The organism is Ornithinimicrobium faecis, from assembly GCF_023923225.1.
GTDB classification, from domain to species: domain Bacteria; phylum Actinomycetota; class Actinomycetes; order Actinomycetales; family Dermatophilaceae; genus Ornithinicoccus; species Ornithinicoccus faecis.
This window is the reverse complement of sequence record NZ_CP099489.1, coordinates 4,377,558-4,397,518: the sequence shown is the minus strand read 5'-3', so window position 1 is coordinate 4,397,518 and position 19,961 is coordinate 4,377,558. Positions and strand designations below refer to the sequence as shown.

The following is a 19,961-nucleotide window of genomic DNA, read 5'->3' as shown; positions in this document are numbered from 1 at the left end:
CCAGAGGGGTTCTTGCGCTGATGTCTCGCTCGCTCGCCGACTCGGTGCGCTCGGCCCGCACCGCGTTCTGGCACCTTCGCAAAGGGGGCCTCGGGCAGGTCCGCTCGTGGCGCTCCCGACGCATCAACGTGCCCGGCCGGGAGCTCAGCGGCTCGGCCCTGCGGCGCGCGCTGATCAGGACGGGGACTTTCACGGCCGAGGACGTGCCGCAGTGGCCGGTCGCCGACCGGGCGCCCCGCCGCCCGGGGCTACGGGTGGGCGTCATCATGGACACCTTCTCCGCACGCGCCTGGGGCTATGAGTTCGAGGTGCTGGAGCTGACCAGTGACGGCTGGCAGGAGCAACTCGCCGCCCAGCCGATCGACCTGCTCTTCGTGGAGTCCGCCTGGGCGGGCTCAAGCGGTTCCTGGCGCTACCAACTCACCGGGTCCAAGGCACCGACCGAGTCGCTGCAGGCCCTCGTTGGGCACTGCCGGGAGCAGCAGATCCCGTCGGTCTTCTGGAACAAGGAGGACCCGCCGCACTTCGACGACTTCCTCGACACCGCGCGCCTGTTCGACCAGGTCTTCACCACGGACGAGAACCTGCTCAAGCGCTACCGGGAGGAGTTGGGGCACGACCGCGTCGAGGTGCTCGGCTTCGCCGCTCAGCCGGTGCTGCACCACCCCATCCGACACAAAGAGGTCTACCAGGCTCGGGACATCGCCTTCGGCGGCAGTTACTGGTCGCACAAGTTCCCTGAGCGGCAGGCGCAGATGGACCTGCTGCTGGGGGCCGCTGTCGAGGTCGCGGCGCGGCGCGACCAGCGTTTCGACATCTACTCGCGCTTCGACAACGACCCCAAGTATCGCTTCCCGGAGCACTTCGACGGTTACGTCCGGGGGTCACTGGACTATGACCAGATGCTGACGGCCTATCGCCTCCACAAGGTGATGCTCAACGTCAACTCCGTCGTGGACAGCCCCACGATGATGGCTCGTCGCGTCTTTGAGATTCTCGCGAGTGGCACGCCGGTGGTCTCCACGCGCAGCCCTGCGGTCGAGCACTGGTTTCCCGGCGGTGAGGTCGCCATCGTCGACGACGCGGATGAGGCGGCCCTGACGCTGCGTGCGCTCCTGGGGTCGCCGGAGCTGCGCGACCGGATGGTGCACCGCGCTCAGCGGCGGATCTGGCGTGAGCACACTTTCTCTGCGCGTGCCGGGCAGGTGCTGGGGGCGGTGGGCCTGACCGACCCCGTCGGGACGGGGCTGCCCACTGTCAGCGTGATCGCCCCCACGATCCGACCGCACCTGATGCGCGGGATCGTCGAGACGGCTGCCCGGCAGCAGGATGTCAGGGTGCAACTGGTCCTGCTCGCCCACGGGTTCACGCCTCCGGAGGCCGATTTGACCGCCCTGGCCAAGGATCTCGGTTTGCCCGACCTGGTGGTGCTGCAGGCTGAGGACGCCACGTCCCTGGGCGTCAACCTCAACGCGCTGGTCGCGGCGAGCGATGGTGACCTGATCGCCAAGCTCGATGATGACGATCTCTATGGCGACCACTATCTGGCCGACTCTGCCCACGCGCTGGACTACTCCGGTGCCGACCTGGTGGGCAAGCACGCCCGGTTCACCTACCTGGCCGACGTGGGGGCAACAGTCCTGCAGTATCCGCAGCGCGAGCACCGCTGGACCGACCTGGTGGGGGGACCCACCATGGTGGCCCCACGCACGACGTTCGTCGAGACCCCCTTTGCGGACCGCACGCTGGGTGAGGACACCACCTTCCAGCGAGCACTGCTGGCGGCGGGCGGCAGCATCTACAGCGCCGACCGCTTCAACTTCATCCAGATGCGGGGGTCCAGCGGTGACCACACGTGGAGCACAGAGGATGAACAGATCCTGGCCAACGGCCGGGTGCAGGCCTACGGCCTGGTGACCGACCACGTCTTGTTCTGAGGTCTGCCCAGTCCTCGCGCCAGCAGAGCCGAACTCAGCCCTGGGGGCGAAGCCGGATCACGCCGGCGATCCGCAACTGGTCCAGGACCTCGCGATAGACGGCGTCGGTGTAGTGGAAGGGCGCCAGACCCCACCGGTGACCGGGGTCGGCCACCACCATCTCGGCCGGCACCTTGATGACGTTGTGCCCGAGCTGGTGGAGGGTGTCGTAGTAGGGCTCATAGAGGCGGTTAGCGTCTCTGGCCCGCACGCCCATGCTCCACGGGGTGGGCTTGCCCTCCGTGGTGTGCAGCGCCCACGGGACCTGGAGTACCACGGTCCGTCCGAGCAGTCCGACCTCGTCGAGGAACTCGGTGAACGAGATCGCGGCGGCAGTCCAGAGGCTCTGATGCGTCTTGGAGCCGAACGTGAGGTGCTCGGTGGCGTCGAGGAGCTCGACGATGGCCGGCACCTGGACATTGTCGATGCTCCGCGTGACGATCGTGCCGTCCTCGAAGCGGTGCACCCCGTGCCGCTCATCAGCCAGGTCCCAGAGCAACACGTCGATCGACTCCGCCGCCTGCCGCACGCTCTGCAGGAGATTGCCGGAGAAGTCGTTCTTGATCATCCGGAGTTTGAAGCCCTCGCTGATCCCGAGGTTGGTCGGCAGGTGGGCTGAGGCGTCGCTGCCAGCGGACAGCAGGGACTGACGCGCGATGTAGGACGCAATGTCCAGGGTCGACCGGTCGACCATCTCGAGGGTGTCGCGGGCCACGCAACTGCCAAACAGGAAGGCGCGCGGCGCGACATCGTCGGTGGTGCTCACTGGACTCCATGGCTCGTGTCGCGGCCGCGACTCGTGAGTGTCTATCGGCACCACGATACGTCGTGATGTCCACGCCACGGGCATCCCCGCTCGGCGCCACGCCGTGACCCATGGTGGCGACGTCCACGCGCCTCGCCTAGTGTGGGGCCACCACACAGCCTATTCTTAGCGATGGGTTTACCTGCGCATGTCTATCTGCGTTCTTATTTGCAAGGAGGGCCTGGGGTTGAAGGCACACCGCGACTACCGACTCACCCAGCTCGATGAGCTGGAGGCCGAGTCCATCCACATCTTCCGGGAGGTGGCGGCCGAGTTCGAGAAGCCGGTCATCATGTTCTCGGGGGGCAAGGACTCCATCGTGATGCTGCGCCTGGCGCAGAAGGCGTTCTACCCGGCCCGGGTGCCCTTCCCCGTGCTGCAGGTGGACACCGGCTATGACTTCCCCGAGGTCCTGGCCACCCGCGATGGCTGGGTCGAGCGGCTGGGCGCCCGGCTGATCGTCGCCTCCGTCGAGCAGGCGATCGCCGACGGAGTCGTCGACGACGACGGCAAGACCAGTCGCAACCGGCTCCAGATCGGCACCCTGCTGCACGCCATCGAGGAGAACGGCTTCACGGCCGCCTTCGGTGGCGGTCGACGCGACGAGGAGAAGGCGCGGGCCAAGGAGCGGGTCTACTCCCACCGCGATGAGTTCGGCCAGTGGGACCCAAAGAATCAGCGCCCAGAGCTCTGGAGTGTCTACAACGGCCAGCTCCACGAGGGCGAGCACATGCGGATCTTCCCGCTGTCCAACTGGACCGAGCTCGACATCTGGCACTACCTGCGCCGCGAGCAGGTGGAGATCCCCTCGATTTACTTCAGCCACCGTCGGCGCGTGTTCGAGCGCGACGGCATGTTGCTCACCGAGAGTGATTTCAACCCGCTGCGCTCCGGGGAGACGGCCAGCGAGCGTCAGGTGCGTTTCCGCACCGTGGGCGACCTGACGCTCACTGGTTGTGTGGAGTCCGACGCAGACACTTACGACAGCATCATTGATGAGATCTCGGTGGCGCGTCTGACCGAGCGCGGAGCGACCCGCGGTGATGACCGGTTCTCCGAGGCTGCGATGGAAGATCGCAAGAAGATGGGGTACTTCTGATGGATCTGCTGCGCTTTGCGACCGCAGGCTCGGTCGATGATGGCAAGTCGACCCTGATCGGGCGACTGCTGATGGACTCCAAGGCCATCTTCGAGGACCAGCTCGAGTCGGTCGAGGCGACCTCCCAGAACCGTGGGTTCGACTACACGGACCTGTCCTTGTTCACCGACGGTCTGCGTGCTGAGCGGGAGCAGGGCATCACGATCGACGTGGCGTACCGCTACTTCGCGACGCCCCGTCGCAAGTTCATCATCGGCGACACTCCGGGTCACGTGCAATACACCCGCAACATGGTCACCGGGGCGTCGACTGCGGACCTCGGGCTGGTGCTGGTGGACGCGCGCAACGGACTCACCGAGCAGTCTCGACGTCACGCCCTCATCCTGTCCCTGTTGCGGGTGCCCCACGTCGTTCTGGCCGTCAACAAGATGGACCTGGTCGACTACTCCGAGGACGTCTTCCGCAAGATCCAGGACGAGTTCGTCGCGTTCTCGGCCAAGTTGGACATCCCCGATCTCCAGGTCATTCCGATCTCCGCCCTCCAGGGCGACAACGTGGTGACCCGCTCGACGAACATGCCGTGGTTTGAGGGCACGTCGTTGATGTATCACCTGGAGAACGTCCAGATCGCCGCCGACCGTGACCTGCAGGACGTGCGCTTCCCGGTGCAATACGTCATCCGGCCGCAATCTGATGAGTTCCACGACTACCGCGGTTATGCGGGCCAGGTGGCCGGCGGCGTGCTGAAGCCCGGCGACGAGGTGATGGCGCTGCCGTCCGGTCTGACCACGACCGTGGCCGGGATCGACGTGTTCGACCAGGAGGTCGAGGCGGCCTACCCGCCCATGTCGGTGACGGTCCGACTTACGGACGACGTCGACATCTCCCGGGGCGACATGCTGTGTCGGGTCAACAACCAGCCCGAGGTCACCCAGGACATCGACGCCCGCGTCTGCTGGATGACGACCAAGCCGCTGCGCGCCGGGGCCAAATACCTCATCAAGCACACGACGCGCACGGTGCGCACCATCGTCAAAGACGTCAACTATCAGCTGGACGTCAACACGCTGCACCGCAACCAGGAGGCCGACGAGCTCAAGCTCAACGAGATCGGGCGCGTCGTCTTCCGCACCACGCAGCCGCTGCTGGTCGACGCCTACGAGCGCAACCGCACGACGGGCTCATTCATCGTGATTGACCCGTCGACCGGCAACACGGTGGCTGCCGGAACGATTCTCTGAGCCCATGAGCGGACTCACCGATGCGGCCCTCGCCGCCGATATCGCCGAGGCCGCCGGCCAGGTCCTTCTCGCCGTCCGTGAGGAACTCCTGGACAGCGGGGCAGAGGATCAGCGGGCGATCGCCAAGGCCGGTGACCAGCGGGCCCAAGACTTCATCGCCGAGCGACTGGCGGCCGAGCGACCCCAGGATGCGGTCCTGTCGGAGGAGGCCAAGGACGACCTGAGCCGTCTCGACGCGGCTCGCGTCTGGATCATCGACCCGCTCGACGGCACCAAGGAATTCTCCCAGGGCCGTCACGACTGGGCCGTCCACGTCGCCCTCTGGGAGGACGGGGAGCTCGCCGCCGGTGCGGTGGCCCTGCCCGGGATCGGCCAAACCCTGCGGAGCGACGATCCCCCGGCGGTCCCTGCGCGCGAGGACGACTCCGCTCCGCTGCGGTTCGCCATCTCCCGGTCTCACCCCTCCGAGCTGATCACCGCGGTGATCGAGGAGAGCGGCGGGGGCTCGGTGGCGATGGGGTCGGCCGGTTTCAAGGTGTGCGCGGTGGTGCGGGGCGAGGCCGATGCCTACGTCCACGCCGGCGGACAGTTCGAGTGGGACTCTGCCGCACCGATCGCGGTGGCGCGGGCAGCGGGTCTGTTCGCCAGCCGGTTGGACGGCAGCCCGATGCGCTACAACCAGCGCGATGTCTATCTCCCGGACCTGATCGTCTGCCGACCGGCTGACGCGGACCGGGTGCGCGCAGCCGTCGACGCCGCGACAGCGCGCGCCTAGGGCGGTGGCCGCCCACTGTCGGGGTGCTTGTGGGCAGTGCCACGGCCAGCCACGCGGTGCACGATCCCGGCCCAGATCAGAGGGCCAAGGATCAGCATCGCGGCCCCGACCACGCCCACCCAGACCGGCGGCAGCCCCAGCAGGGCCAGGCTGGTCAGGGACAGCACGATGACGATGCCGTTCTGCACGACAGCAGGTTTGACGACCGTGGAGAGCCGGGACCCGAGGTAGGTCCCGACCGGGCCCCCGATGAGCAGGGGGACGAGCACCTCCCAGTCAACCCCGGTGACGATCACGTGACTCAGCGCGGCCGCAACGACCAGTGGCACGGCCTGCAGCAGGTCGGTGCCCACGAGTTTGCGCGGCGACAGGGCCGGATAGAGCAGGAGCAGGGTCACCATGATCACGGAGCCGGAGCCCACGGACGTGATCCCCACGAGCGTGCCTCCGAGCATGCCGATGCCCACCGTCCGCAAGGGTTTGACCTGCACGTCGTCCTCGGCGCCGACGGGGTTGGCCAGGCGCACCAGCATTCGCGCCAGGTAGGTCACGGCGGCCAGCATGAGGGCCACCCCGATGATCGTCAGGAGGATCTCGTTGGCCTCCTCCGGCTCGCCGAAGGACTGCACGATGAAGGCTCCGGCAAAAGCAGTGGGGATGCTGCCCAGCATCAGCCACCCGGCGATGCGCAGGTGCGGTGACCCCTGGCGCCAGTGCACGAGCGCCCCCACAGACTTGTTGGCAGCCGAGGCGACCAGGTCATTGGCGACAGCCGTCACCGGGGGGATCCCGAAGGCGATCAGGGCCGGCGTCATCAGCGCGCCACCGCCCATCCCGGTCAGCCCGACCGCAACCCCCACTCCGAGGCTGACGATGATCAGAGAAAACACATCGGTCGTGAAGAAGTCGAGCACGACGGGCTCTCCAATCAGTCCGCGGGGAGAATGGTGCGGTCCCGCAGGACCTGGGTGATCTCGGCCAGGCAGTCCTCGAGTGAGCGGCCCTCCGTGTCGACCCGCAGGTCGGCGTCGTCCGGCTCCTCATAGGGGCTGCTGATGCCGGTGAAATCGGGGATCACACCGTCGCGGGCCTTGGCATACAGGCCCTTGCGGTCGCGGCGCTCACACTCCGCCAGAGACGTCGCGACATGGATCAGGACGAACTGGGCTCCGGCGTCCTCGGCCATCGTCCGCACGGCCGCTCGTGTCTGGCTGAAGGGAGCGATGGGAGAGCAGATGGCGAGCCCGCCGTGCCGGGCGATCTCGGCAGCCACCCACCCGATCCGACGGATGTTGCGCTCGCGATCCTCCCGCCCGAAACCGAGGCCAGCGGAGAGATTGCGGCGCACGACGTCGCCGTCGAGCAGCGACACCGGCCGGGTGCCCACCTCCACGATCGACTCGCGCAGGGCGCGAGCCAGGGTCGACTTGCCGGAGCCAGACAGGCCCGTGAGCAGCACGACCGCGCCAGGCAGTCCCGTGTCGGTCGGCAGGGACAGCAGGGCCGTGACCTCCGGGGCCACCTCCCCGGTGTGCTCCAGCGGGATGAGGTCCCGGGCGCCGAGCGCCTCGAGGCAGGCTGCGAGCAGTGCGCGGTCCAGGTCGTCCTGCGGGGCTCGACGGGGGAGCACTGCGAGGTCGGCCAGGTCCGCGACTGCGGCCCGGGATGCGCGGACCAACCCATCAGGGGACAGCGCGCCCTGGGGCCCGGCCAGGACGAGTGCGGTCACCGGCCCGCGAGCCGCAGCGGCGCGGAGCGTGGCGGTGTCGCCCTGCGTCATGGGGCGGTCCAGTAGAGCGACCTGTTGCCCGGCGAGGGCCTCGGCACCCGCGCTGAGGATCGAGAGAGCACCGAACGGTCGAGAGCTGCGTGGTGACAGGGGAGTGAACCCGGTGCCGTCCGACGAGATCTCCGCGACGGGCACCCCCTCCTCGTCGACCAGGGTGATCTGGGAGGCGTCCTGGAACTCTGCGGACAGCGTGGCAGCAAGGCGGGCCACCAGGGCGGTGGACAGCTCGTCAGGCAGGAGCCCAGCTGCGAGCAGCTCGACGTCCTCGAGCACGGACTCCGACGGATGGTGGGTCACACTGGGCGCGGAGGTCATGCGGTGGAGTATTCCACCCGCCAACCGTCCGCTCCGGCAATGACCGTTGGAGGGCATCGTCGGGTGCGTCCTGCGTCAAAGGGTTCAGTCGTCTGCGACGGGCACGATCGGCTGGGTGCTCACGCCCAGGTCGGGCCCACACGTGCGCCCCTCCTCGGCGGGGTCAGCAATGCGGTTGCCGTTGATCACCGCGACGTTGTCATACTGCGGCTGGCCAGAGACGAGGTTGCGGTAGGTGTAACGGGTCAGCGACTGCACGGAGCAGTCGGTGCCGAAGGTCAGGATGTCGAAGGCATAGGGCTGACCGACCAGCTCACCGGCCGTCTCCTCGTCCTCACCGGTGGTCTCCGGCACCTGGAAGTGGTTGACCAGCCCGCCGCCGGTGAACGTGCCGATCTGGATCCGGTTGCCGTCCAGCAGCGGGGCGTGCATGTGGCCGTTGAGCTTGACGCCATCACTGGCCAGGGGGCTGAGGGCATAGGGCTGGTGGCTGACCAGGATGTCGGGCAGCGGCCACCCCTGCGTCGCCTCGGCATAACGGTCGGCGGCGTCCCGCTGCTGGGCGCCGAAGTCGTCGTTGACCTCGGCGAAGTGGCGCCAGTCGTTCAGGCCGGTGAGGCGCACCCCATCGATGTCCGCCTCGACATACTCTCCGGCGGTCGGCTCGAGCAGCATCACGTTGGGGATCTCGGCCAGTCGCTGCAGCAGCGCCTCGTCGTTGGGGGACCGTGCGTCGTGGTTGCCGCGCACGAAAACATAGGGGACACCCAGATCCTCGATCGCGCTGAACATCCCGGCCATCTCGCCCTCGGCGACCCGGCCGAAGTTGAGCATGTCGCCGGTGTCGATCACCGCTGTGATCTGCTCGTCCTCGACGATCTGTTTGACCAGCGGGTAGTAGTTCATGCCGTGCAGGTCGGAGATGAGCAGGAACCGGGCACCGGGGGCCGCTGCGGTCTCGGCGGGGACAAACTCGTTCTGCAGGGCATCGGAGAGCGCCAACAGGTTCTGGACATAGGGAGTCGCGCGCTGGGCCTGGCCCTGGATGTCGGTGAACATGCCGCTGTTGGAGCGCACGGTGCCCAGCAGGCTGGTCGCCTCATAGGCAGCGAAGTTCGTGGTCCGATATGTGCTGACGGCGGCCAGCGAGGGCACGCTCACCGCCAGCGCCGTGGCCGTGCCGATCGCGATCACGGGGTGCCGCCAGGGCGGTCGTGCGCGGCCCAGCAGATAGAGGATGACGATCCCGGCCTGGGTGAGCAGCACACCACCGACGAACTTGAGCGCCAACTCGCGCAGCCCGCTGTCCATGGCCGCGCGCAGCTCGCCGTCCTTCGGGGTCAGCTCGGTCACGTCCACCCGACCGCGCGTGAACAGGTCGGTGATCTCCTCCTTGACCTGCAGCCGCACCTCGATGCCCGGCGCCGGCAACGGCCCCGCGAAGTGCAGGTCGATGTCACCAAAGACGGTGGGGGCGTGCACGGTCGAGGACTGGAACGGCGAGGCTGCCAGTTGCACGCGAGCCCGGAAGTTGTCCGTCTCGGCGGTGATCGGCCAGAGGTTCGTGGTGGCCATCCCCCCGATGTAACCCACGATCGCGAGCAGCGCGACCGTCGCGAAGACCCGCAGCAGGCCGGTCCACCGACGGGGTGGGTTGGTGCCGCGCGGCTGTGGCTCTTCCACTTCAGTCATCGCGTCTGGAATCTTAGGTGCCAGAGATGAAACGTTCGTGAACGTCGCCGACCGGCGGCGACGAGAGGAGATCCGTGGCCCCGCAAGAGTCCAAGACACAGACGCCGGAACAATCGGCCGACGTCATCGTGGTGGGGGCCGGCCTGGCCGGTCTCGTCGCGACTGCCGAGCTCGTGGAGGCCGGACGCTCGGTGATCCTCGTCGACCAGGAGTCGGCCGACCACCTGGGCGGCCAGGCGTGGTGGTCCTTCGGCGGCATCTTCCTCGTCGACAGCCCCGAGCAACGCAGGATGGGCATCAAGGACAATCTCGAGCTGGCGTGGCGGGACTGGCAGGGCAGCGCTGGGTTCGACCGGTTGGCGGACGAAGACAGCTGGGCGGTCTGCTGGGCCCGCGCCTATGTCGAGTGGGCGGCCGGCGAGAAGCGGGCCTGGCTGCACGACAAGGGGATCCGCTTCTTCCCGGTCGTCGGCTGGGCCGAGCGGGGCGACGGCACCGCGGACGGGCACGGCAACGGCGTCCCGCGCTTCCACATCACCTGGGGCACCGGGCCGGGCATCGTCGCCCCCTTTGAGGCCGTATGCCGCAGGGCCGCCTCCGAGGGCAGGCTCACCCTGGCCGGTCGGCACCGGGTCACCGAGTTGGTCACAACGGACGGCACCGTGACCGGCGTGCGCGGCCAGGTCCTGGCCACCGACGGCACCGAGCGCGGTGCCCCCAGCACCCGCAGTGCCGTCGACGAGTTTGCCTTCTCAGCCCAGGCGGTCGTGGTCACCTCTGGTGGCATCGGACACAACCTCCAGATGGTCCGCGACCTGTGGCCGGAGCGGTTGGGCACGCCGCCAGCGGCGGAGAACATGGTGGCCGGCGTGCCGGCCTATGTCGACGGGTCGATGCTGCCACTGGTGGAGGGTGCCGGCGCACGGCTGGTCAACCGCGACCGCATGTGGCACTACGTCGAGGGCATCGAGAACCACTCACCGGTCTGGGAGCGTCACGGGATCCGGATCCTGCCCGGGCCCTCGTCGCTGTGGCTCGACGCGGGGGGCCACCGGCTGCCGGCGCCGCTCTATCCCGGCTTTGACACGCTCGGCACCCTGGCGCACCTCCGCGCGACCGGGCACGACCACTCCTGGTTCATCCTGACCCAGTCGATCATCGAGAAGGAGTTCGCTCTCTCCGGCTCGGAGCAGAACCCGGATCTGACCGGCAAGAGCATCGCCCAGGTGCTCGGTCGGGTCCGCCCCGGTGCGCCGGGCCCGGTGCAGCGCTTCATCGACGACGGCGTCGACTTCGTCAGCGCGGACACTGTCGAGGACCTCGTGGCGCGGATGAACGCGCTGGCTGGCGACCGTCTCCTGGAGCCCAGTCGGATCCGGGCGATGATCGAGGCGCGGGACGCCGAGCTGGGCAACGATTTTGGCAAGGACACGCAGCTCGCGCTGATCCGGGCGGCCCGTCGCTCCCGCGGGGACAAGCTGATCCGCACGGCCTCCCCGCATCGCTTCCTCGACGCCGAGCACGGCCCGCTGCACGCGGTGCGCCTGCGCGTGCTCACGCGCAAGACGCTCGGCGGTGTCCAGACCGACCTGGGGTCGCGGGCTCTCGACGCCGACGGCACTCCTGTCCCGGGTCTGTATGCCGCAGGTGAGGTTGCCGGGTTCGGCGGCGGTGGCGTGCATGGTTACCGCTCGCTGGAGGGCACCTTCCTCGGCGGCTGCCTGTTCAGCGGACGAGCCGCCGGTCGCACGGTCCACACCGACCTGGGGTGAGGCGGGAGGACCCGCTGCTCAGGCTGGTGTGGTTGGCTGGGCGCATGCGTGGTCTATGGGCGGGGGCTGTGACGGCAGCCCTGCTGTGCGCTGGCTGCTCCGGCGACGATGAGCCCGTCGAGGTCACCACCACCGACAGCGCCGGGCGCACGACCGTGATCACCCAGGAGGCGACCGAGGAGCCCACCGCCACAGAGCAGGACGACATCGCACCGACGACCGCTGCAATGGTGTCCACGCTCCTGGAGGGCCCGGGCACCAGCGTCGAGATCGACCTCCCGGAGGGATGGACGGTCCAGGAGCTCGGGGAGGCGGAGCGCACGCTGCCACCGGACCCGACTGACCAGGCTCCCCAGCAGTGGTGCCTGGTCCCACCCTCCGCGCCACCGGCGATCGACGGCTGCTCCGGTGTGCTCGTCGCCGTTGGTCCCGACTGGCTCCCGGGCCATGCGGGCGCGGCCTATTCGTTGCGGCAGGTTGAGGGGTGGCGCTCCACACCCGGTGCCCTGGCGTGCCCGGTCGATGAGGACGGCGAACCGACTGATGCTGCCGTGGTCACCGCGACCCCCGACGAGGAGGCAGCTGACGACGAGGCCGCTGACGGCGAGGCAGGTGACGAGGCCGCCAACGATGACAACGCTCAAGACGGCATGGCCGACGACGGACTGACCGACGATGGGGCGGAGGTCACGGCGCCACCACCCACCCCCGACGACTCGGAGGTCGACCTGTTGGTCACCGCCTCCGAGGGGATGCCCCTGACCAGCGTGGAGTCCGAGGTGGCTGGCCGCACCGTCACCTATGAGACCTGGCGGGCCACGTGCAGCCTCTCCGAGGGCGTGGTGATCTCACCGCAGGTCTGGCACGACCGGGATCTGAACGTCCTGGTCCGCGACTATTTCGGGCTGCCCACGACCATCGCCATCGTCGAGTCGCTGCGAGCGGCGTGATGGACCTGTCGGTGCTCCGACGCAAGGTGGGCACGGCCGCCCTGGTCGGCTTTCGGATGATGCCCGCCCCGATCAGCCGCACCCTGGTGCGCGCGGGCACCCCCAATTACACCGTGGGGGCGGCAGCCCTGATCGAGCACGAGGGCGAGGTGCTCATGCTGTGGCAGCCGCACCGCCACGGGTGGACCCTGCCCGGCGGGCTGCTCAGCCGCGGTGAGCGGCCCGAGGAGGCGGTGCGCCGTGAGGTGGCCGAGGAGACCGGTCTGAGCATCGAGCCGGGTGACCCGCTCGCTGTCGGCGTGCACCCGCAGACCCAGCAGATCGATGTCATCTATCGCGTGCGTGCGAGCGTGCGCCCGCAGGTGGAGCTGGCGACCGAGGCCCGCAAGGCACAGTGGTGGAACGTGAGTGACCTGACCGAGACCGACCTGGACACGCGCCGGATCCTGGCGCTGGTGGCCCAGGCGGACCGGGACCCCCGCCCCGGGCGACTGGTGGGGGAGGCCAGGTGACGGCATACGCCTCAGGTCGGTGGCGCCACGCCCTGGTGGGCGGTGCCGGGGCCCTCGCGGTGCTGCTGGCCGGTTGTTCCGGCGGTGCGCCCGACAGTGACGCCCCATCGGCCGGGTCCTCTTCTGGGGCGAGCGACGACTCCTCGCCAACCAGCGCGCCGGCCCCGACCGAAGGCAGCTCAGACCCCTCGGCCTCCCAGGAGGAGCCGCCGCCGGACCAGACGACGGAGGCGCCCGAGGCCCTTGAGCTGCCCCGGGGTGGCACCGAGATCTTCCCCGACTACCGGCTCTTCGGCTATTCGGGGCTGCCGGGCTCGCCAGGCATGGGCCGGATGGGCATCGGTGACCTCGACGAGCGGGTCGAGGAGATGGAGGAGCGCGGCGAGGAGTATGCCGGGGATCGTGAGCTCCTGCCCGTGCTGGAACTCATCGCGACCGTGGTGCACGCCAGCCCGGGGTCGGACGGGATGTATCGCACCTACATCCCGGAGCAAGTGATCCAGGACCACCTGGACGCTGCCCGCCGTCACGACGGCATCCTGCTGCTCAACATCCAGCCCGGCCGCTCCGACTTCATCGACGAGGTCGAGCACTATGAGAAGTGGCTGGTCGAGCCCGACGTCGGCGTCGCGCTGGACCCGGAGTGGGCCGTCGAGGAGGGGCAGGTCCCCGGTGAGGTCTATGGCCGCACCACCGGTGAGGAGCTCGACGAGGTGGCCGAGTATCTCGCCGACCTGGTGGAGGAGCACGGGCTGCCGGAGAAGGTCATGGTCTATCACCAGGTGCATGCCGGCGTCGTCCGCGACGAGGGTGACCTCGAGGCGCACGACGGAGTGGTGGAGATCAAGTCGGTGGACGGCATCGGTGCGCCCTCGGACAAGATCTCGACCTATGACCGGGTGATGGAGGGCACGCCTGAGCAGGTGGTGGCGGGGTTCAAGTTGTTCTACGAGGAGGACGCGGTCCTCGGGCCGATCATGACCGGCGAGGAAGTCCTCAGCCTTGAGCCGCAGCCGGAATACATCCTGTTCGAGTAGGCCCGCAGCGCCCGCGGCGCCTGCCGTGCGGTCGTGCAGAACCGGTCAGCGGTGCCCGCTGTTGCACGTCAGCACCGGCGAACAAGCAGTGACGTCAGAGGTACTGGCCCGTGCCCGGGGGCTCCTCGCCCTCGCCGCCCGGTTGCGGGCCGCCGGGCTGAGGGCCGCCCTGTCCGGGCATGCCGGGGCCGCCGCCGGGCAGGGCCAGCCGCATGTGCTGCAGCTGCTGCTGCGCGGCCATCTGCTGGGCCACGATCGCGGTCTGGATCCCGTGGAACAGACCCTCTAGCCACCCCACCAGCTGGGCCTGGGCGATGCGCAGCTCGGCCTCGGTGGGGGTGCCATCGGTCAGCGGCAGGGTGATCCGCTCCAACTCCTCGACGAGCTCGGGTGCCAGGCCCTGCTCCAGCTCGGACAGCGAGCGCCGGTGGATCTCCGCGAGACGGGCCCGCCCGGCCTCATCCAGCGGTGCCGACTTCACCTCCTCCAGGAGCTGCTTGATCATCGTGCCCAACCGCATCACCTTGGCTGGCTGCTCCACCAGCTCGGAGGGGCGACGCTGGGCCCTGCCCTCGCCGTCTGCGCCAGACGCTGCGTCCGGATCGGCAACGCCCATCCCGTCCTGGGTCACCACCACAACGCGGCGGGACTCGCCGTCGCCGCTCTGGTTGCCGTTGCCGTTCTGGTTGTCGGCACCGGTGTCGTCGCTCTCGCCAGGCGTGTTCGTCTCAGAGTTCATCGTCAGTGGGTCCTTTCCACGTCGAGGAGGATCTTGCCGATGTGGCTGCTCTCCTCCATGAGTCGGTGGGCGTCGGCGGCCGCCGCCAGCGGGAAGCGCTGGTGGATGACCGGTGCCACCCGCCCCTGGTCGATCAGCGGCCACACGTGCTCTCGGACCGCCGCGACGATGGTGGTCTTCTCGGCGGCCGGACGGGCGCGCAGCGAGGTAGCGATGACGGCACCGCGCTTGCTGAGCAGTTTGCCCAGGTCGATCTCCCCCTTGCGCCCGCCCTGCATGCCGATGATGACGAGGCGACCGCCAAAGGCGAGCACGTCGAGGTTGCGGTCGAGATACTTGGCGCCGACCACATCCAGGATCACGTCGGCCCCCGCGCCGTCGGTGGCCGCCTTGACCTCCTCGACGAAGTCCTGCTCCTTGTAGTTGACCAGGATCTCGGCGCCGAAGGCGGCACAGGCCTTGAGCTTGTCGTCCGAGCCGGCCGTGACCGCGACCCGGGCGCCGACCTCGCGGGCCAGCTGGATCGCCATGGTGCCGATGCCGCTGGAGCCGCCGTGCACGAGCAGCAGTTGACCAGGCTGGAGGTTCGCGGTCAGGAAGACGTTGCTCCACACCGTGCAGGCGACCTCCGGCAGGGCGGCAGCGTCCCGGACGTCGACGCCCTTAGGGACAGGCAGCAACTGACCTGCGGGCACGACCACCTGCTCGGCATAGCCACCGCCGCTGAGCAGGGCGCAGACCTCGTCACCGACCGACCAACCCTCGACGCCGTCGCCGAGGGCCGCGATGCGCCCGCTGACCTCCAGGCCCGGGAGCTCCGACTCACCCTTGGGCGGTGGATAGAAGCCCTTGCGCTGCATCACATCAGCGCGGTTGACGCCGGCAGCGACCACGTCGACCAGGACCTCGCCGGGGCCCGCAGTGGGGGCGTCAACGTCAGCAGGGACAAGGGCGTCGGGCTCGCCGAACTCGGGGATGGTGATCGCTCGCATGCCTCCGACTCTAGGGTGCCGCACTGACGGCCGCGGCCCGGGTCTGCCGGTCACGGTGGCCCGCGGCGACAGGGAGGAAGACAATGGACTTGACCCTCACGCGACGTGAGGCGTCACGGTGGAGACATGACCGAACAACTGGTGCAGGAGCTGAGCGTGCTCACAGTGGGACAGGTGGCCGAGTCACTCGGCGTGACGGTGCGCACGTTGCACCACTACGACGAGATCGGCCTGCTGACCCCGAGTGAGCGCTCCCGGGCCGGCTACCGCCTCTACACCGACGAGGACCTGACGCGTCTGCAGAACGTCGTGGTCTATCGCCGGCTGGGCTTCCCGCTCGAGGAGATCGCAGATCTGCTCGACGGAGCGGGCAACAGTGAGCTGGTGAGCCACCTGCACCGACAGCGCGCAACGGTCATGACCCGGCTGGACGAGATGCGCGATCTCGTCACGGCCATCGACCGAGCACTGGAGAAGGAAATGACTGGAGTGAATCTGACCAAGGAGGAGCAGCGGGAGCTGTTCGGCGACGGGTTCAAGGACGAGTATGCCCAGGAAGCCAAGGAGCGCTGGGGTGACACCGACGCGTGGAAGCAGTCCCAGCAGCGGACCGCGCACTACACCAAGGCCGACTGGGAGCAGATCAAGGCCGAGCAGGACGCCACCAACGCGGCATTCGTCGCAGCGATGGAGAGCGGTCAGTCGGCCGACTCCGCCGCAGCGATGGAGGCGGCCGAGTCGGCTCGCGTGAGCATCGAGCGGTGGTTCTATGACATCACCCCCGACTTCCACCGCTGCCTCGGGGACATGTACGTCGAGGACCCCCGGTTCACCAAGACCTATGAGGACATCAAGCCCGGGATGGCGCAGTTCGTGCGAGACGCGATCCACGCCAATGCCGACCGGGCCTCAGGTGGAGCGAGTTAGTCCAGCGTCGCCCCAGGCCTAGCCCGTCGGGGTGCCGCCCAGGCGACGCGTCAACTCATCCGCACACAGGTGGACGGCCGTGACCAGCTCAGCGTGGTCCCGGCCGTCCATCTCGTCCACCGGATAGGTGACCGCGATCCCCGCCACCGGATGACCGTTGTGATCCCGAGCCGCAGAGGCAACCGACGCCAGCCCCGCAGTGACCGAGTGGGCCTCTTCTGCGTGCCCGACGGCGCGGACGTCGACCAGCAGGCGCCGCAGCGAGCTCAACGATGTTGGCCCCCGCCCGTGCCGCTGGACGAAGGCCTCGGCGGACGGAAAAAGTGCCCTGACCTGGGCCGGGGGCAGGGCCGCGAGGATGGCCAGGCCACTGGCGGTGAGTGTCGCGGGCAACCGCACCCCGACGTCGGTCACCAGGGAGGGGCGCCCCGCCACGCGTTCCTCGATGACGTAGAGGACGTCTCGCCCGTGCAGTACCACCAGGTGAGCGCTGTGCCCCGTGCGGTCCGCGAGCCGCGTCAACAGCGGCCGGGCCAGTCGCTGCATCGGTTCCTGACGCGCGTAGGCCGACCCCAGCTCGAAGGCAGCCACCCCTAACCCGTAACGCTGCTCCTCGGGCAGGTGCACGACAAACCCTTGGGCCACCATCACGGTGAGCAGCCGATAGGTGGTGGACCGTGGCAGGGCCAGCTCGCGGGCGATGGAGGCTGCAGGCAGGGGCCCGGCGTGCCGGGCCAACAGTTTGAGCACCGACAGCGCCTGGCCGACGGCAGGGGCGGGGGACACGGGGTCAGTATGCCGTGCGCTCGGCGGCCACTCCGTCCTCCACAGGGCCTGTGGACAGGTGGTGGAAAAGACCGCACAATCTGGGGTCGGAATGTGGACAACGGCCCAGATCTGTGGGTAACCCTGTGGATGGTCGTCGGTCCCGAAAAAAGTTCTTCCGGACCCCTTGTGTTCCTCCCTGAGGTGGCATAGAAATGTCCTACGCCACCTCGCAAGGGGCGGCGGGATCCACCGGAAAGGTGATCCATCCGACGGGTTCGTCCTGTCGCGCCAGCACTGGTGACGGTGTCGGCGGGATCGCGGTCACCGGGTGGGTCGACGGGAAGCGTCACCTTCGATCCCTGTCAACCCGAAGGGCCCTTTGGCACTCATACTGCCGAAGGGCCCTTCACCTATGGGGGGTCAACTCCGACCGGACCAAGGGCCGGGGGCCTGTCGTCGGTGCGCTACCAGCTCCCGATGAGCGGGATGATCAGGGCCGCCACCAGGACGAGCGCAATGATCACGCGCATCGTGGTGGAAGGGCCCGTGCGAGGACCCGCGGACGGCCGGCCGCGCGATCCGCTCGTGCCGCGCAGCTCCCACGGGATCGACTCCTGTGGTCCGCGCTGGGCGTCTGGTCCGCGCTGGGCGTCGCGATAGGCCTGGGACAGGCGAGGGTCGTGCATGCCGTTGCCGCCCCTGGCGCCAGGGTTCATGGCTCGTTGATCGTGATCCGGGTCGTGCGTCATGTCGCACCTCCTGGACACTAGTCTGCACTGTCTCACGCGTGAGACAGCAAACGGATGTTCTGGGTGGCCGGCCGGGCTGGGGCACGGTGGAATGGCTGTCATGAGTCGCACCGCCGCACCCGAAGCCCCGTCCACCGTGTCCGTCGGCGTGGGCGCCCTGACGCGCGAGGAGGTCGTCGCCGTCGCGCGCCACGGCGCCCGCGTTGAGATCTCGCCCGAGGCGCTGGAGGGGATTGCCGCGAGCCGTGCCGTGATCGAGGCGCTGGCTGAGGACCCCGTGCCGCACTACGGCATCTCGACCGGGTTTGGCGCGCTGGCCACCAAGCACATCCCCGAGGACATGCGGGCGCAACTGCAGCGCAGCCTGGTCCGCAGCCACGCGGCCGGCTCCGGCCCCGAGGTTGAGCGTGAGGTCGTGCGCGGCACGATGCTGCTGCGCCTGTCGACCCTGGCGACCGGGCGCACCGGTGTGCGGGTCGAGACGGCGCAGGCCTATGCCGCGCTGCTCAACGCGGGCATCACGCCGGTGGTTCACGAGTACGGCTCCCTCGGCTGCTCGGGCGACCTGGCCCCGCTGGCTCACTGCGCGCTGGCGGTCATGGGGGAGGGGCTGGTACGCGATGCCGACGGCGACATCACCGAGGCCGGGGAGGCCCTGGCCTCCGCCGGGATCGAGCCGGTCCAGCTCGCCGAGAAGGAGGGCCTGGCCCTGATCAACGGCACCGACGGGATGCTCGGGCAGTTGGTCCTGGCCCTGGCCGACCTGGACACGTTGCTGGCGACGGCCGATGTGGCTGCCGCGATGAGCGTCGAGGGGCAGCTCGGCACCGATGACGTCTTTGCTGCGGACCTGCAGGCGCTGCGTCCCCACCCGGGACAGGCCCTGGCCGCCGAGAACCTCCGGAAAATGATGGCGGACAGCGCGATTCGCGACAGCCACCGCGACCCCGAGGCCTGCACGCGCGTGCAGGACGCCTACTCCCTGCGGTGCAGCCCGCAGGTCCACGGTGCCGCGCGCGACACCATGACCCACTGCTCGACCGTCGCTGAGCGCGAGCTGGCGGCTGCGGTCGACAACCCGGTCGTGACGCTGGACGGCCGGGTGGAGTCCAACGGCAACTTCCATGGGGCCCCGGTCGCCTATGTCCTGGACTTCCTGGCCATCGTGGCCGCGGACGTGGCCAGCATCTCCGAGCGGCGCACCGACCGCTTCCTCGACGTGGCACGCAACCACGGGCTCAACCCGTTCCTGGCCGACGACCCGGGCGTCGACTCCGGTCACATGATCGCGCAATACACCCAGGCCGCGATCGTCTCCGAGCTCAAGCGCCTGGCCAACCCCGCCAGCGTCGACTCGATCCCGAGCTCGGCGATGCAGGAGGACCACGTCTCGATGGGCTGGTCCGGGGCCCGCAAGCTGCGCCGGTCCGTGGACGGGTTGACCCGGGTGATCGCCGTCGAGGTGCTGACCGCGGCCCGTGCCCTCGACCTGCGGGCCCCGCTGACGCCGGCCCCGGCGACAGGTGCTGTCGTGCAGCTGCTGCGCACCGGCGTGATCCCGGGTGAGCCCGCGGACGTCGAGGGCACCGCCTATGACCCGGTGGCCGGCCCGGGACCGGACCGGTTCCTGGCCCCCGAGATCGAGACGGTGGTCGATCTGGTCGCGGACGGCGCCGTCCGCCGCGCCGCAGAGTCGGTCACCGGCCCCCTCCACTAAAAAGATAAAGGTTTCGTACGCCCCACCCGCAAAAAAATAGAGGTTTCGTACACCCCACCCGCATTTTCGTAGAGGTTTCGTACCGATCGCACCACCCGCACCACCA

At 68.9% G+C, this 19,961-nt stretch carries 18 protein-coding genes; 10 read left to right on the top strand and 8 right to left on the bottom strand.

Annotated elements, in window-relative coordinates:
* The first annotated feature begins 20 nt into the window (after positions 1-20).
* Positions 21-1,937: a glycosyltransferase family protein gene (locus NF556_RS20210; RefSeq protein WP_252592983.1), complete on the top strand. Its 1,917-nt coding sequence runs from the start codon at positions 21-23 to the stop codon at positions 1,935-1,937.
* Positions 1,938-1,971: 34 nt separating this feature from the next.
* On the opposite strand, the gene NF556_RS20205 is transcribed toward NF556_RS20210, so the two are convergent.
* On the bottom strand, positions 1,972-2,742 hold the full coding sequence (locus NF556_RS20205) for a DUF6270 domain-containing protein (protein WP_252592982.1): 771 nt from the start codon (positions 2,740-2,742) through the stop codon (positions 1,972-1,974).
* A gap of 226 nt (positions 2,743-2,968) precedes the next feature.
* Between NF556_RS20205 and cysD the strand changes: the two genes are divergently transcribed.
* Genes cysD through NF556_RS20190 form a run of 3 tightly spaced genes read left to right on the top strand, consistent with a single transcriptional unit; the run spans position 2,969 to position 5,896 of the window.
* On the top strand, positions 2,969-3,880 hold the full coding sequence (gene cysD, locus NF556_RS20200) for a sulfate adenylyltransferase subunit CysD (protein WP_252592981.1): 912 nt from the start codon (positions 2,969-2,971) through the stop codon (positions 3,878-3,880).
* Positions 3,880-5,121 (top strand): sulfate adenylyltransferase subunit 1, encoded by a 1,242-nt coding sequence (locus tag NF556_RS20195; RefSeq protein WP_252592980.1) that lies wholly within the window; start codon positions 3,880-3,882, stop codon positions 5,119-5,121. The genes cysD and NF556_RS20195 overlap by 1 nt, the downstream gene beginning before the upstream one ends.
* Before the next feature lie 4 nt (positions 5,122-5,125).
* Complete coding sequence (locus tag NF556_RS20190; protein WP_252592979.1) at positions 5,126-5,896, top strand: 3'(2'),5'-bisphosphate nucleotidase CysQ; 771 nt, start codon at positions 5,126-5,128, stop codon at positions 5,894-5,896.
* Here NF556_RS20190 and NF556_RS20185 read toward each other — a convergent pair.
* The 3 genes from NF556_RS20185 to NF556_RS20175 form a co-directional block, all read right to left on the bottom strand.
* The gene (locus NF556_RS20185) at positions 5,893-6,810 is read right to left on the bottom strand and encodes a sulfite exporter TauE/SafE family protein (protein ID WP_252592978.1); all 918 of its coding nucleotides are present in this window, start codon (positions 6,808-6,810) and stop codon (positions 5,893-5,895) included. The genes NF556_RS20190 and NF556_RS20185 overlap by 4 nt on opposite strands.
* Before the next feature lie 14 nt (positions 6,811-6,824).
* Complete coding sequence (cysC, locus tag NF556_RS20180) at positions 6,825-8,000, bottom strand: adenylyl-sulfate kinase (RefSeq protein WP_252592977.1); 1,176 nt, start codon at positions 7,998-8,000, stop codon at positions 6,825-6,827.
* Between the two features lie 84 nt (positions 8,001-8,084).
* Positions 8,085-9,692, bottom strand: coding sequence for a metallophosphoesterase family protein (locus NF556_RS20175; RefSeq protein ID WP_252592976.1), 1,608 nt, complete (start codon positions 9,690-9,692; stop codon positions 8,085-8,087).
* A 74-nt stretch (positions 9,693-9,766) separates the two neighbouring features.
* On the opposite strand from NF556_RS20175, the gene NF556_RS20170 reads away from it, so the two are divergent.
* From NF556_RS20170 to NF556_RS20155, 4 genes are read left to right on the top strand one after another with little or no spacing between them, the layout of a single operon-like run.
* The gene (locus NF556_RS20170; protein WP_252592975.1) at positions 9,767-11,464 is read left to right on the top strand and encodes an FAD-binding dehydrogenase; all 1,698 of its coding nucleotides are present in this window, start codon (positions 9,767-9,769) and stop codon (positions 11,462-11,464) included.
* A gap of 44 nt (positions 11,465-11,508) precedes the next feature.
* Complete coding sequence (locus NF556_RS20165) at positions 11,509-12,414, top strand: hypothetical protein (protein WP_252592974.1); 906 nt, start codon at positions 11,509-11,511, stop codon at positions 12,412-12,414.
* Between the two features lie 11 nt (positions 12,415-12,425).
* The gene (locus NF556_RS20160) at positions 12,426-12,926 is read left to right on the top strand and encodes an NUDIX hydrolase (protein ID WP_252592973.1); all 501 of its coding nucleotides are present in this window, start codon (positions 12,426-12,428) and stop codon (positions 12,924-12,926) included.
* Positions 12,923-13,963 (top strand): hypothetical protein, encoded by a 1,041-nt coding sequence (locus NF556_RS20155; protein WP_252592972.1) that lies wholly within the window; start codon positions 12,923-12,925, stop codon positions 13,961-13,963. Before NF556_RS20160 ends, NF556_RS20155 begins: the two co-directional genes overlap by 4 nt.
* 94 nt (positions 13,964-14,057) lie before the next feature.
* Here the strand turns inward: NF556_RS20155 and NF556_RS20150 are convergent, their stop codons facing one another.
* Both NF556_RS20150 and NF556_RS20145 read right to left on the bottom strand, forming a co-directional pair.
* Positions 14,058-14,702 carry a bacterial proteasome activator family protein gene (locus tag NF556_RS20150; RefSeq protein ID WP_289781769.1) on the bottom strand — a complete coding sequence of 215 codons (645 nt, stop codon included), beginning with the start codon at positions 14,700-14,702 and terminating at the stop codon, positions 14,058-14,060.
* A 2-nt stretch (positions 14,703-14,704) separates the two neighbouring features.
* Positions 14,705-15,694: an NAD(P)H-quinone oxidoreductase gene (locus NF556_RS20145; protein ID WP_252592971.1), complete on the bottom strand. Its 990-nt coding sequence runs from the start codon at positions 15,692-15,694 to the stop codon at positions 14,705-14,707.
* A gap of 126 nt (positions 15,695-15,820) precedes the next feature.
* On the opposite strand from NF556_RS20145, the gene NF556_RS20140 reads away from it, so the two are divergent.
* Positions 15,821-16,621 (top strand): MerR family transcriptional regulator, encoded by an 801-nt coding sequence (locus tag NF556_RS20140; protein WP_252592970.1) that lies wholly within the window; start codon positions 15,821-15,823, stop codon positions 16,619-16,621.
* An 18-nt stretch (positions 16,622-16,639) separates the two neighbouring features.
* On the opposite strand, the gene NF556_RS20135 is transcribed toward NF556_RS20140, so the two are convergent.
* Both NF556_RS20135 and NF556_RS20130 read right to left on the bottom strand, forming a co-directional pair.
* Positions 16,640-17,407, bottom strand: coding sequence for an IclR family transcriptional regulator (locus NF556_RS20135; protein ID WP_252592969.1), 768 nt, complete (start codon positions 17,405-17,407; stop codon positions 16,640-16,642).
* A 446-nt stretch (positions 17,408-17,853) separates the two neighbouring features.
* Positions 17,854-18,138 (bottom strand): hypothetical protein, encoded by a 285-nt coding sequence (locus tag NF556_RS20130; RefSeq protein ID WP_252592968.1) that lies wholly within the window; start codon positions 18,136-18,138, stop codon positions 17,854-17,856.
* A 100-nt stretch (positions 18,139-18,238) separates the two neighbouring features.
* On the opposite strand from NF556_RS20130, the gene hutH reads away from it, so the two are divergent.
* A complete protein-coding gene (gene hutH / locus NF556_RS20125; RefSeq protein WP_252592967.1) occupies positions 18,239-19,855 on the top strand; it encodes a histidine ammonia-lyase in 1,617 nt (538 codons plus the stop codon).
* The last annotated feature ends 106 nt before the right edge of the window (positions 19,856-19,961 follow it).

Coding starts and splice junctions, on each gene's coding strand:
- NF556_RS20210 (WP_252592983.1), top strand. CDS start 21: ATGTCTCGCTCGCTCGCCGACTCGGTGCGCTCGGCCCGCACCGCGTTC.
- NF556_RS20195 (WP_252592980.1), top strand. CDS start 3,880: ATGGATCTGCTGCGCTTTGCGACCGCAGGCTCGGTCGATGATGGCAAG.
- NF556_RS20190 (WP_252592979.1), top strand. CDS start 5,126: ATGAGCGGACTCACCGATGCGGCCCTCGCCGCCGATATCGCCGAGGCC.
- cysC (WP_252592977.1), bottom strand. CDS start 8,000: ATGACCTCCGCGCCCAGTGTGACCCACCATCCGTCGGAGTCCGTGCTC.
- NF556_RS20175 (WP_252592976.1), bottom strand. CDS start 9,692: ATGACTGAAGTGGAAGAGCCACAGCCGCGCGGCACCAACCCACCCCGT.
- NF556_RS20165 (WP_252592974.1), top strand. CDS start 11,509: ATGCGTGGTCTATGGGCGGGGGCTGTGACGGCAGCCCTGCTGTGCGCT.
- NF556_RS20150 (WP_289781769.1), bottom strand. CDS start 14,702: ATGAACTCTGAGACGAACACGCCTGGCGAGAGCGACGACACCGGTGCC.
- NF556_RS20145 (WP_252592971.1), bottom strand. CDS start 15,694: ATGCGAGCGATCACCATCCCCGAGTTCGGCGAGCCCGACGCCCTTGTC.
- NF556_RS20140 (WP_252592970.1), top strand. CDS start 15,821: ATGACCGAACAACTGGTGCAGGAGCTGAGCGTGCTCACAGTGGGACAG.
- NF556_RS20130 (WP_252592968.1), bottom strand. CDS start 18,138: ATGACGCACGACCCGGATCACGATCAACGAGCCATGAACCCTGGCGCC.
- hutH (WP_252592967.1), top strand. CDS start 18,239: ATGAGTCGCACCGCCGCACCCGAAGCCCCGTCCACCGTGTCCGTCGGC.